Origin of the sequence: Sphingomonas gellani (assembly GCF_900110035.1) — a bacterium.
Classification (GTDB): domain Bacteria; phylum Pseudomonadota; class Alphaproteobacteria; order Sphingomonadales; family Sphingomonadaceae; genus Sphingomonas; species Sphingomonas gellani.
Genome location: NZ_FOCF01000004.1, coordinates 280,700 through 293,495 on the forward strand (window position 1 = coordinate 280,700; position 12,796 = coordinate 293,495).

Below are 12,796 nucleotides of genomic sequence, written 5' to 3' on the forward strand. Positions count from 1 at the left end.
AGCGTCCTCTACCGCGCGCGAGCGATCACAACGGGCAGGCGGCTGTCGCCGACTCAACCGACGCGGGCGAGCGCTTAACCGCTTCTTAGCCTTGTTGGGCCAAAGGCCTGATCTCGGATGCCGAGCCTGCACGCGAGCGGCGCGGCCATGGAGTGGCGAGTCGCGTGGAATCGATCCGCAGCAACCTGATGGCGGTACGGCGAACCTTCGCGGCGTCCACCAGGGCGCGTATCCTGTTCTGGTCCACGCTGATCGCGCTCTTCTGCGGCGTGTTCGAATTGGGCGCGCCGCTGGAACGGTCGCTCCACACCATCCGCGACGCGATCCGCGCCCATCCATCGGACGGCCGCACGGTGGTGGTTGAGATCAACAATCGCACCCTGCGCGAGGTGCCGGGCTGGGGAGTACGCCGCAGCCTGGACGCACGAACCGTTGACGCGTTGTTCGCACTGGGCGCACGCAAGGTGTTGTTCGACAAGGTGTATGCCGATCCGAGTCCGGCCGGTGACGACGCGGTTTTCGCTGCTGCGTTGGCGCGACACAGAGGACGGGTGTTCCTGGCGACACGGTTCGATGTGTCGGGGTCGTCTCGGGAAGTCGAGGTCTTGCAGCCGATTGCCCTCCTCACGTCGGCCGCATCGTTAGGTTCGGTCGTGACTTGGCGTGATTGGCTTGGGTTCACGTCAGGTGTGCCGTTCTCCACCCGGGTCGGCGACAAACTCTATCCTTCATTCTCCTCAATCCTATCCGGCGTATATTCGCGCCGCACTGATCTCTTTACGCCGGATTACGCGATCCAATATAAAACCGTCCCGACGGTAAACTTGGCTGACCTTCTTGGTGGGAGGGTTCCAGCAGGAAGTATTGCTGGCAAAGATGTCACGATTGCCCGTACATCGGACTCATTCACGGACACTCATAGTCTTCCAGGTCAGGGTCTGGCACCTGGCATTTTTGTCCTTATACTCGGCGCCGAGACGTTGCGCGACGCCGTACCAGTCAACATCGGATGGCTCCCGGCTCTCCTGATCACATTTGCCGCATGCCTGATCATACTGCATTCGCGTCGGCGCCAGGTCCGTTACGCCACTATGGCGGCGGTACCTTTGCTGCTTATGTTCGGACCCGTGCTGCTTGATGGGCGGCAGATCGGGTCGCAGGTGTGCCCTGCGTTGCTGCTATGGGGATTGGTCTCGGTTCGGGCGCGTATCCTCAATCGTGCCGCCACTAATGGCCTCACGGGTCTGCCGACGTTCGACAGCATTTTGCGCGACGGCAGCACCTGTGCGGTGACGTTGGTGGGAATGAAGATCGGCAACTATGCCGACCTGCGTGCCACCTTGAATGACGTCGAGGAACGCGTCCTGCTGGCGGAGGTGATCCGCCGCCTGAGGGTGTCAGGCGAATTATCCGACCTGATGCAGCGCGACGAGATCTTCGTCTGGAAAAGCCCGCTGTGCGTGGGAACGGCCCTGTTCGACCACGTCGAGGGCCTGCATGCGCTGCTATCGTCGCCGGTGAGTGTCGGTGAACGGCTGGTCGACCTGACGGTCGGCTTCGGGATCGAGGACGGTCGTGATCGCCCCATGACCCAGCGTGTCGGCAGCTTGCAGGTCAGCGCCGGGGAGGCAGTGGCGGCAAGCGTGAAGTGGCGCCTGCACGACCCACGCTTGCTGGAGGATGCTGAATTCCGGCAGTCGCTGCTCAGCCGTCTCGACCTGGCGTTAGTCAACGGCGAAATTTGGGTGGCGTATCAGCCGAAGCTGGATTTGAGGCGAAATCGCCTGACCGGTGCAGAGGCCTTGGTCCGCTGGACGCACCCTGATCGCGGGATGATCCCACCCGACCGCTTTATTCCGGCCGCGGAACAGGCCAACCGTATCGCCGGGTTGACCTTCTTCGTGCTGGGCACGGCAATCCGGGATGCGCGACGGCTTGACGGGCTGGACAGCGATTTCACCATCGCGGTCAACCTGTCGGTTCGCATGCTGGTCCACCCCAATCTGCCCGAAGAGATCGGTGCCTTGCTAGCATCGAACGGCCTGCCGCCGGAGCGACTTACGCTGGAAATCACCGAAAGCTCCGAGATCGACCCGGACGGGCCGCACCTCGCGGTGCTGCGGCAGCTGCGCTCGATGGGTATCCATGTGTCGATCGACGATTACGGCACGAAGTTCTCCACGCTCGACTATGTCCGAATGCTTCCTGCCTCTGAGATCAAGATCGACCAGCGCTTCATCGGCTCCGTTCACCGAGACCGAAGTGCCAGCATCATGGCGCGATCGACCGTGGAACTGGCGCACTCGCTCGGCATGCAGGTGGTGGCCGAGGGGGTGGAGGAGGCCGGTACCCTGGCAGCGTTGAGCGACATGGGGTGCGACGTCGCGCAGGGCTATTTGATCGCGAAACCCATGCCGTTCGCGGCGCTGGAGCGGTTCGTTGCCGCCACCAAGTTGCGACGAGCCGGATAGTTAACAAATTGCTAACGGCAGTCGTTAATGGCATATGGGCCCGTGCAAGCAGTCCGCTTGTTCAACGGGGATGTTTACCATGGCGAAGAAGGTTAAGCCCGTTCGTGGCTTCTGGGACTGGCTCACTCCTGGTGGCTGGGCTGGCGCAGGCGAGCGTTGATCATGCGGGCGCGGGACGATCGTTCGTCTCGCGCCTTTTGATTCGGTGGTTGGATTCGCGGTGCCGGCTAGGCCCGAGACGGCCGGGCGCAATGCAGCCTTAGTTATGCTTTGCGAAGGCTTGTGCGTGCTTGGCTGCTACTGGATAGAGCACGCCACCGCCAAGTAAGTCGTGAGCGCCATTCTTTACGCATCTGCCGCCGACTGGCTTGCGATGGTCTTGCGGTACGACTTACCCCTTCAAATGTCCTCGAGCGTTCACCTCGGCATTGTTTGGCAAGGGGCTCAACAGCGCCGGTGATCGAGCTAACGGGCTAGGCACTTACCCGGCCTAACGGTTGCGATCCCCTCGTCGCTGGTCCTACAGGTGGCCCGCTGTCGGCCGAACCCGCTTACCAGTACGACCCAGGCCGCCGCCGGAACCGCTGACGGGTCCCGGCGGCAGACCTAAGGCAGTCCAGTGGATCAGCCCTGCATCGCCTCCAGTTCCTTGCCTTTGGTCTCGTGGATGAACCGCTGGACCAGGAAGAAGCTGATAGCCGCACATACGCCGTAGAAGGTGTAGCTTGCCGCCAGGCCGATGCTGCCGAGCATGATCGGAAAGCTCTGCGCGATCAGATAGTTCGAGAACCATTGCGCGAAGCCGCACACCGCAAGCGCCGATCCGCGCAACTGGTTGGGGAACATTTCGCCCAGCATGACCCACATGACGGGGCCCCAGCTGATGTTGAAGAATGCCGAGTACGCCAGTGCGGCCACGACCGCGACCTGACCCATGCTGCCCGGCAGCACCAGCTGCGTGCCGTTCATCGCACCGGTCGAGAATGCGTACACCATCGTGAACAGCGTGATCGCCATGCCCGCCGATCCCATCAGCAGCAGCGGCTTGCGGCCGATTCGGTCGACCAGCACCACCGTGACCAGGCAGGCCAGGATGGAAATGCTGCCGGAAATGATGTTGGTGGCCAGCGCCTGCGACTCGGAAAAGCCCGCCGCCTGCCACAGCGTCGCGCCGTAGTAGAAGATCACGTTGATGCCGACGAGCTGCTGGAACACCGCCAGCACCAGGCCCGCCCATACGATCGGCCTGAGCCCGGTGCCGGGGGCGGTCACGTCCGACAGGCGCGGGCGATGGTCGGTCGAGAAGCTGGCGCGGATCTCGTCCAGCTTCGTGCGCGCCACATCGGCTCCGAACAGCTTCGACAGCACGTCGCCGGCCTCCGCGTGACGACCGCGCGCCACCAGGAAGCGCGGGCTTTCGGGGATGAAGAACAGCGCCAGCAGGAACACCGCCGCCGGGATCGCCTGCATCAGGTACATCCAGCGCCACGCCTCCAGACCCAGCCAGAACGGGTTGGTGGATGCGCCCGCGGCCTGTGCGAGGAAATAGTTCACGACGAAGGCGGCGGTTAGCCCGCTGATCACCATGATCTGCTGGATGGTGGTCATGCGTCCGCGGATGTTGGCGGGTGCGACCTCGGAGATATAGGCCGGCGACAGGACGCTGGCCGCGCCGACCGCCATGCCGCCGACGATCCGCGCGATCACGAACAGCGGCTGGATGTGCGCGAAGCCCTGGACCAGCGCACCCATCAGGAACAACAGCGCCGCGAGCCGCATGACGTTGCGCCGTCCCATCCTGTCGGCCAGCGTGCCGGCGAAGAAGGCGCCGACGAAGCACCCGATCAACAGCGAGCCGACCGTGAAGCCCAGGCCACCCTCGCTGAGCTGGAACGCGGCCTTCAACCCGTCCTGCGTTCCGTTCACCGCGCCGCTATCGTACCCGAACAACAGGCCACCGATCGTCGCCACAGCGACGATGGCGGAGATGAAGCCGATATTGGCTCCGCTTCCCGCTTTCTCCACGCACACTCTCCTTATCTGATTCGTCCGCTATCACCCGGTTTTCGTCCCCCCTGCAAGGTGGCTGCTGGCGTTGAAACCTTTGCGGGTCCGATGTTTGCGGGATTGTCCCGGAACGAACCGGCGCTAGCGTGCCACAGCACCACCATCACGGGCCAGGGTTGAACATGATGCAGCAAATCGATCGACGATCCTTCCTGGCGGGCGGAATGACGCTGGCCGCCTCGCCGGCGCTGGCCATGGCCGAGACGGTCGCCCCCGTCTTGGACCGGTTGTCGCCCGCACTCGACCGGATCGTCGCACCCGGCACCCGCATCGAGACGATCGCGATGGGTATTCGCTGGGCCGAGGGACCCGTGTGGGTTCCGGGCACGGGCCTGTTGTTCTCCGACCCTCCGGCCAACATCGTCCGGCGCTGGACGCGGCAAAAGGGTGCGGTGACGTTTCTCAACCCTTCCGGCGCGGCGCGGTTCGATCCCAAGCTGGTGCGGGAGGCGGGGGCGAACGGCCTGGCGCTTTCCCGCGACGGCGCCCTGCTGCTCGCCAATAGCGGGGGGCGCAGCATCGACCGACTGGACCTTCGCACCCGGCGGCGCACCATGCTTGCCGACCGGTATCAGGGTCGCCGCTTCAACAGCCCCAACGACATGCATGTCGCGCGTGACGGCGCGATCCTCTTCACCGATCCGCCCTATGGCCTGGCGGACGGGGACGCGTCGACGCTGAAGGAGCAGCCGGTCAACGGCGTCTATCGCCGCGCGGTCAACGGCACCGTGACGTTGCTGGACGGCACGCTGACCCGGCCCAATGGCATTGCCCTGTCGCCAAATGAGCGGCGCCTGTTCGTGTCCGTGTCGGACGAAAAGAACCCACACATCATGGCGTACGACCTGGACGCGCGCGGCATGCCGATCCGGTTTCGCGTCTGGCTGGATGCGCGACCGATGCAGCGGGACGGCGCGCCGGGCCTGCCCGACGGGATGAAGATCGGGCCGGACGGTACGCATTTCTGTTCGGTGCCCGGCGGCATGATGATCCTGACGGCGGAGGCGGAGCCGCTGGGGTTGATCCGATCGGGCGGCCCGATCGCCAACTGCGCGTTCGGGGAAGGGGGGCGCACGCTGTTCATGACGGCCAACGACCGCGTGCTGCGGCTGCCGCTTGCGCGCGACTATGGTCGCCGCTCCTAAGGCGAAAATGCGGGCGGAGCGGTCGGCGGCATGCCTTTCCATCCGCCTGCGCCGCCGCTAGGCTCGGGCGACATATACGGCCCATCCAACTCTAAATGGGCGCTTTCCAGGGGATGCCAGACCGATGAAGTTCCGCGCCAGCCTTGCGTCCGCGCTGCTGCTCGCCACCGCCGCCGCAGGGCCCGTCGTCGCCCAGCATGGTGCTCGCCAGCGTAGTGGACCGGCCCACCCCTGGATGAACGCCGCGCTGTCGCCGGATGCCCGCGCCGCGATGGTGGTGCGCGAGATGACGCGCGACGAGAAGCTGACGCTGGTGTTCGGCTGGTTCGGGACCGACTTCCCGGCCAAACAGTTCAAGGCGCCGGCGGGCGCCTTGCCTGGATCGGCCGGCTATGTCCCGCCGATCCCGCGCCTGGGCATCCCGGCACAATGGCAGACGGATGCGGGCGTCGGCGTCGCGACGCAGGGCGGCGCGCCGAAGAAGCGCGAGCGGACCTCGCTCCCGTCCGGCATCGCCACCGCGGCCAGCTGGGACCCGGACAATGCCTATCGTGGCGGTGCGATGATCGGTGACGAGGCGCGGCGGTCCGGCTTCAACGTCATGCTGGCCGGCGGCGTCAACCTGCTGCGCGAACCGCGCAACGGCCGCAATTTCGAATATGCCGGGGAGGACCCTCTGCTGGCCGGGACCATGGTCGGCGCGCAGATCCGCGGCATCCAGTCGAACCACATCATTTCCACGATCAAGCATTACGCGATCAACGATCAGGAAACCGACCGCAACGCCGGCAATTCGGTGATCGACCCGGCGGCGGCGCGGGTGTCGGACCTGCTCGCCTTTCAGTTCGGGATCGAGCGGTCCGATCCCGGATCGGTGATGTGCTCGTACAACAAGGTGAACGGCACCTATGCCTGCGAGAACCGTTTCCTAATGAACGACGTCCTGCGCCGCGACTGGAAGTGGCCGGGCTATGTCATGAGCGACTGGGGCGCGACGCATTCCACCGTCGGCGCGGCTAATGCGGGGCTGGAGCAGGAATCGGGCAACCCGTTCGACGATCAACCCTATTTCGGCGCCCCATTGAGGGCAGCGGTGCAGAGCGGCGCCGTTCCGGAGACGCGGCTGACGGAGATGGCGTCGCGCATCCTGCGGTCGATGTTCGCGCACGGCCTGTTCGATCATCCCGTCGCCGAGCAGCGGATCGACATGGCAGCGCATGCCGACGTGACCCGCGCCGATGCGGAGGCGGGGGCCGTGCTGCTGCGCAACGAAAACGCGCTGCTGCCGATCGCATCCGGGACCCGGCACATCGCGGTGATCGGCGGTCATGCCGACAAGGGCGTGCTGGCGGGCGGCGGGTCTTCACTCGTCTATCCGGTCGGCGGCAACGGCGTGCCTGGGCTGATGCCGAAGGAGTGGCCGGGACCTGTCATGTATCACCCCAGCGCGCCGCTGGACGCCATCCGCCGGCTCGCGCCCGGCGCGACGGTGCGTTTTGCCGACGGCAGCGATCCGGCGGCGGCGGCACGGCTGGCGGCGGACAGCGACGTGGTCGTGCTGTTCGCGACACAATGGGCGGGCGAGTCCTTCGATCCCGCGCTCCGCCTGGACGCCAATCAGGACGCGCTGATCGACGCGGTGGCGGCAGCAAACCCTCGCACCGCCGTGGTGCTGGAAACCGGTGGTCCCGTGCTGATGCCATGGGCAAACCGGGTCGGCGCCATTCTGGAGGCGTGGTATCCCGGCACCTCGGGCGGGGAGGCGATCGCCAACCTACTGTTCGGGCGGGTCAATCCATCGGGCCATCTGCCGGCGACCTTCCCGGCCAGCCTCGACCAGCTGCCCCATCCCGAAACGCCGCACAACGGCGACGTGCGTTATACCGAAGGGGCGACGATCGGGTACAAGTGGTTCGATGCGCAGGGCGCGCGGCCGCTGTTCCCCTTCGGCCACGGGCTCAGCTACACCCGCTTCGGCTATGACGGCTTGACCGCGCAGGCCGCGAACGGCACGGTGGTCGCCCGCTTCCGCGTCAGCAATGTCGGCCCGGTGGCGGGTCAGGCCGTGCCGCAGATCTATGTCGCGCCGGTTGCCGGCAGCGCATGGGAAGCGCCAAAGCGGCTGGGCGGGTGGAAGAAGCTGCCGCTGGCACCCGGCGCCTCCGCCTATGGCGAAGTGACGGTGGACCCGCGCCTGCTCGCGACCTGGAACGAGGCGCGACGCGAATGGCGGATCGCTGGCGGCACCTATCGCGTCATGCTGGCCGCCTCCGCCACCGACATTCAGCAGACGGTAACGGTGCGCGTGCCCGCACGCACCCTGCCGGTCGGCTGGCGTCCCACCGCCGCCAATTGACCGTGAGCCGGAGCGTCAGCCGTCGTAGCTGACGCCCGGCACCGCCGCCTGGAAGCGTTCGGGGGCGATCCCCGCCGCTGCCAAGGCCGCGGCCAGGTCCTCGACCGGCGCCTCGCGCGCCTCGGCGGTCAGCTGGAACGTGCCCCAATGGATGCCCAGCGCGCGCCTGGCACCCACGTCTGTCAGGATCGCCACCGCATCGGCGGGGTTGGCGTGCTGCGACCGCATGAACCAGCGTGGCTCATAGGCGCCGATCGGGATGAGCGCCATGTCGGGCGGCCCCAGACGCTGGCCGATGTCGGTGAAGATGCGGCCATCGCCATACCCGCTGTCGCCGGCGAACCACAGGCTGCCCGCCGGTGTGTGCAGGTAATGCCCGCACCATAGCGCCATGCGCCGGTCGCGTGTGCCGCGCGCGGACCAATGGTTCGCCCGGGTCAGCGTGGTCGTGCAATCCCCAACCAGCGCAAGGCGGTCGTTCCAATCGCCCGCCACGATCCGCGCGCCAGGAACCGCCCGCGCCACGATCGCATCATTGCCGAGCGGCATGGCCATGATCGGGTCGTGGTCGGCCCGAAGCCGCCGCAGCGTCGCCACGTCCAGGTGATCGTAATGATTATGGCTCAACAGCACGACATCGATCGGCGGGAGGTCAGCAAAGGCGACACCGGGCGCGGTCACGCGGCGTGGCCCGGCAAAGGACAGGGGGCTGGCTCGATCGGACCAGACCGGATCGGTCAGGATGTTCATCCCCGCGATCTGGATCAGCATGGACGCGTGCCCGATCGCGGTGACGCGCATCCCGGCCACCCGCGCCTCCGGCTTCGCCTGGGTGACGGGAACGGATCGTGGCCAGCGCGCCGCGCCGCCCGCCATCTTCCAGCGCAGCACCTGTAACAGGCCTGCGTCTGTGCTGTCGGCACCGGTGTTGAAGAACCGCGTGCCGTCGAAATGGTCGCTGGGCGGGCCGGCATAATAGGGATTGCGGGGCATGATGGTGCTTTAGCCGATCAGTTGGGACAGCGTCACGGGGGCAAAGGCGCGCGGATCGACGCCGACATCGAACTGGCGGGGCATCGGCTTCAGGCGTCCGTGGCTGTGTCCGTGCAGGTTGAGCGCGCCGCGATGCTGCCCGTTCCACGCGCGAAAGGCGTAATGGCACAGCACCAGCCGGCGCTCGTCGACCGCGATCTCCGCATAGTCCCCGACGCTGGCCCATCCGGGTGCCGCTAGCGTCTCGTCCGGATCGTTGTTGCCACGCAACAGGTGCTTGCGGCCGTTCAGCCGGGACAACAGGGTGGGGACGTCGGCCGCACGCCGGGCCACGTCGCCCAGATGCCAGACCTCATCGTCATGGCCGACCACGGCGTTCCAGTTGGCAATCAGCGCCGCGTCCATGTCCGCGACGGATTTGAAGGGCCGGCGATGGATGTTCAGCGTGCGATGATCCCCGAAATGCGTGTCGGCGGTGAAGAAGACGGTCACTTGTCGGACGCCATGCTGCGAAATGTGATCGACCAGCGCGTGTCCGTCACCGGCGCGATGCTGTGTTCCCAGCCGTGCCGGACCTCGCCGCTCAGAAGATAGGCATGACCCGGCGTCAGCGGGATGGACGCGCGATCGAACCCACCCGGCCGACGCCGACGCAACCTCAGTTCGCAGGCCGCGCCCAGCGACAGGCCGATGACATGGTCGAACGCGGGCCGATCCTTGTGCCAGCCGATGCCAGCGCCCGGATCGTAGCGGATCAGCATCGCCTGCTCCAGCCGCGTCGGATCCATGCCGGCGAAGCGGGCGACCGCATCGCGCACAGCGACCAACCAGTCGGGCAGGGGATCGCCCGGCAACAGCCGCCCGCGATCGAAATCGTAGCTCCAGCCGAAGGAGCGGGTCAGCCGTTTGCCCAGCCACCCCTGGAAGCGGAAGGGTGTCAGCGCCTCCGCGTCGATACGGCTCGCCAGTATCCGCTGCTCCTCCGCGCCGATCAGCAGGTCGCTGCGCATCAGGCCGGGCGGCAGAGCGGCGGCGGGTGCGGCAAAGAGGTCGTGCTGGATCATCCAGGCAAAGATAGGAACGATGCCGCCCCTCCACATCGCCGCCCGCCCATATCCTTGCGCTGGCGGTCGCGGCCGATGCGCTCTAGGCGCTTGGGGCATGACGTCGCACCATCCGCATACCCCGGCACTGGCCCGGCCGGGGCTCCACCGCCGCGAGTTCGTCGCCTTTGTCGCGTCCATCATGGCGGTGAATGCGCTGGGCGTCGACCTGATGCTGCCCGCCCTGCCGGCGATCGGCCGCGACCTGAGCATCGAGAGCGCCAATGCCCGGCAGTGGATCGTCACTGCCTATGTATTCGGATTCGGACTGGGGCAACTGGTCTATGGCCCGCTCGCTGACCGCTACGGGCGCAAGCCGGTGCTGCTGGTCACGCTTGCCGGCTTCGTCGCGGCCAGCGTGTTCGCCGCGGGCTCCGCGACCTTTCCGGCGCTGCTCGTCGCGCGGGTGTTGCAGGGGGTGATGTCCGCATCGACCCGCGTTCTTTCGGTGGCGATTATCCGCGACAGCTATTCGGGACGCCAGATGGCGCGGGTGTCGTCGGTCGCTCAAATGATCTTCTTCCTGGTGCCGATCCTGGCGCCCAGCATCGGGCAGGGGCTGCTGACGATCGGGCCGTGGCGGTTCGTCTTCTACGCGTTGGGCGGCTTTGCGGCGTTCGTGTTCGCCTGGGCGCTGTGGCGGCTGCCGGAGACGCTGGCGCCGGAGCGACGCCGGCCGATCTCGCTGGCATCGCTGAGTGAGGCATATCGCCTGACGATCACCAATCGTTTCTCGATCGGCTATGCGGTCGCGGCGTCGCTGACGTTCGGCGGGATCATCGCCTTCGTCTCGTCGGCGCAGCAGGTGTTTACCGACACGTTCCACGCGGGCGGGCGGTTCACCCTGTTGTTCGCGGCGTGCGCCTTTTCGATGGGGGTCGCGTCCTTCGCCAACAGCCGGCTCGTGGAGCGGCTGGGTACCCGCGCCATCTCGCAGACCGGCCTGATCGCGCTGATCGCGCTCTCCCTCGCGCATCTGGGCGTCGAATGGGCGGGCATCGAGTCGCTCTGGACGTATATGCTGTTCCAGGCGCTCAGCATGACGTGCATCGGCCTGTGCGGGTCCAATTTCGGAGCCATGGCGATGGAGCCCGTCGGCCATATCGCCGGCACCGCGTCGTCGGTGCAGGGTTTCGTCACCAGCATCGGCGCGGTGGCGGTCGGCTCCTTCATCGGCCAGGCCTATGACGGCACGACCCTTCCGCTGGCGTTCGGCTATCTGGCGATCGGTGCGGGCGGATTGTTGCTGGTGTTGTGGATCGAGGGCGGCCGCCTGTTCACCGCACGCATGGGATAGGGTGCACGAGCGGTCTCAGCGCACCGGCGCCCGTTCCCCCGGCAGGGCGGCGGCGCCGGTGCGGCCGCCGGATGCGCGCGCCAGCATCACCAGCGCGATCAGCGAGGACAGTAGCACGGCCACCCCGGCGCCGATCGTGCCCGCCCACGCCATCAGTGGCACGATGGCCGCAAACATCAGCACCGCCGCCAGGACGCGGATGCGCAGCACCACGTCGGCATGGCCCATCCCCAGCAGGATCGGTTCGAACCCGGTTGCCATGATGTCTAGCCCCGCGCCCATGCCGAGCAGCACCAGCAGGGGATAGGCGTCGAGATAACGGTGCCCCGCGATCAGGCGCAGCGCGGGCGACCCCAGCGCGGGCACCAGCAGGCAGGTGACCAGCCCCGCACCCAAGGCGAGCCGCACCGACAGGCGGCGCAGCGATGACAGGTCCTCATTGGAGCTACCATGCGCGCGCGTGACCTCCGGAAACACGCCGCGCGCGAACATTTCCGACACGCGGACCAGCGCCTGCGCCAGCTGATTGGCCAGCCGGTACCCGCCGGCCGCCGCCGCGCCGACGACGAAGCCGACCAGGACCACCAGCAACTGCTTGCTGGACGCGTTGAGCGTGGAATTCAGGTTCGACTGCCATGCGAAACGCCACCATCCGGCATTCTCCGCCATGGCGCGGTGCATATTCCACCGGCCGGGAGTGGGCGTCAGATAACGACGGGCGCTCCACCAGTACCCGATCGCGGTCAGCACCTCACCCACCGCCCATGCGACCAGGAACCCGGTAACGTCGGCGCCTGCCCAGACCGCGACCAGCGCGCCGACGAAGCGCACCAGCGGCGTCACCGCATCCGCCACCGCACCGGCCGCGAACCGGTCGTGCAGGCGCAGCACGCCGACCATGGTGGACCGGATCGACAACAGCAGCACGAGGCAGAAGACCAGCGCCTCCCACGCCACGCCGGCGGACCATTGGAACCGCCATTGCATCAACAGGATGGTGGGGGCCGCCAGCACGCATCCGACCAGGGCCGCCCCCGCATCGAGCAGCAGGCACGCCCGGATCAGGCGCGCCAGCGCCGGCTCGTCGGCATTTTGCAGGTGGCTCATGCCGAACCGCACCACCAGTTGCCACGTCTGGAATCCCACCAGCACCGACACCGTCTGGCCCGTGCCGAGGATCAGCGAGAACTCGCCGAACCCCTTCACGCCCAGCGAGCGGGTCGCCAGCGCCAGATAGATCAGGCTCAGCACCGCGCCGAAACCCTTGCCGGTGAGCAGCCAGCCGACGTTGCGCAGCGCGCGGACAAAGGGACTGTGCGGCACGCTGGTGGACGGGAGGAGGGTCAAAAGCTTTCCTTCAGCCC

Annotated in this window: 9 protein-coding genes; 4 read left to right on the forward strand and 5 right to left on the reverse strand. The window is 66.8% G+C overall.

The window, feature by feature from the left end:
* Positions 1-164 precede the first annotated feature (164 nt).
* Positions 165-2,471, forward strand: a complete 2,307-nt coding sequence (locus BMX37_RS09970) for an EAL domain-containing protein (RefSeq protein ID WP_093665571.1) — start codon at positions 165-167, stop codon at positions 2,469-2,471.
* 624 nt (positions 2,472-3,095) lie between these two features.
* On the opposite strand, the gene BMX37_RS09975 is transcribed toward BMX37_RS09970, so the two are convergent.
* The gene (locus tag BMX37_RS09975; RefSeq protein WP_093665572.1) at positions 3,096-4,496 is read right to left on the reverse strand and encodes a sugar porter family MFS transporter; all 1,401 of its coding nucleotides are present in this window, start codon (positions 4,494-4,496) and stop codon (positions 3,096-3,098) included.
* A gap of 164 nt (positions 4,497-4,660) precedes the next feature.
* Here BMX37_RS09975 and BMX37_RS09980 point away from each other — a divergent pair, with 164 nt between their 5' ends.
* Positions 4,661-5,683 carry an SMP-30/gluconolactonase/LRE family protein gene (locus BMX37_RS09980; protein ID WP_093665573.1) on the forward strand — a complete coding sequence of 341 codons (1,023 nt, stop codon included), beginning with the start codon at positions 4,661-4,663 and terminating at the stop codon, positions 5,681-5,683.
* Between the two features lie 124 nt (positions 5,684-5,807).
* Positions 5,808-8,039: a beta-glucosidase gene (locus tag BMX37_RS09985; RefSeq protein WP_093665574.1), complete on the forward strand. Its 2,232-nt coding sequence runs from the start codon at positions 5,808-5,810 to the stop codon at positions 8,037-8,039.
* Between the two features lie 15 nt (positions 8,040-8,054).
* On the opposite strand, the gene BMX37_RS09990 is transcribed toward BMX37_RS09985, so the two are convergent.
* The 3 genes from BMX37_RS09990 to BMX37_RS10000 are packed head-to-tail and all read right to left on the reverse strand — an operon-like array spanning position 8,055 to position 10,096.
* The gene (locus BMX37_RS09990; protein ID WP_093665575.1) at positions 8,055-9,032 is read right to left on the reverse strand and encodes an MBL fold metallo-hydrolase; all 978 of its coding nucleotides are present in this window, start codon (positions 9,030-9,032) and stop codon (positions 8,055-8,057) included.
* Positions 9,033-9,041: 9 nt separating this feature from the next.
* Complete coding sequence (locus tag BMX37_RS09995; RefSeq protein ID WP_093665576.1) at positions 9,042-9,524, reverse strand: metallophosphoesterase family protein; 483 nt, start codon at positions 9,522-9,524, stop codon at positions 9,042-9,044.
* The gene (locus tag BMX37_RS10000; RefSeq protein ID WP_093665577.1) at positions 9,521-10,096 is read right to left on the reverse strand and encodes an alpha-ketoglutarate-dependent dioxygenase AlkB; all 576 of its coding nucleotides are present in this window, start codon (positions 10,094-10,096) and stop codon (positions 9,521-9,523) included. The genes BMX37_RS09995 and BMX37_RS10000 overlap by 4 nt, the downstream gene beginning before the upstream one ends.
* Before the next feature lie 97 nt (positions 10,097-10,193).
* Here BMX37_RS10000 and BMX37_RS10005 point away from each other — a divergent pair, with 97 nt between their 5' ends.
* On the forward strand, positions 10,194-11,432 hold the full coding sequence (locus tag BMX37_RS10005) for a multidrug effflux MFS transporter (RefSeq protein WP_093665578.1): 1,239 nt from the start codon (positions 10,194-10,196) through the stop codon (positions 11,430-11,432).
* Between the two features lie 15 nt (positions 11,433-11,447).
* On the opposite strand, the gene BMX37_RS10010 is transcribed toward BMX37_RS10005, so the two are convergent.
* On the reverse strand, positions 11,448-12,779 hold the full coding sequence (locus tag BMX37_RS10010) for a lipopolysaccharide biosynthesis protein (protein ID WP_093665579.1): 1,332 nt from the start codon (positions 12,777-12,779) through the stop codon (positions 11,448-11,450).
* Positions 12,780-12,796 lie beyond the last annotated feature (17 nt).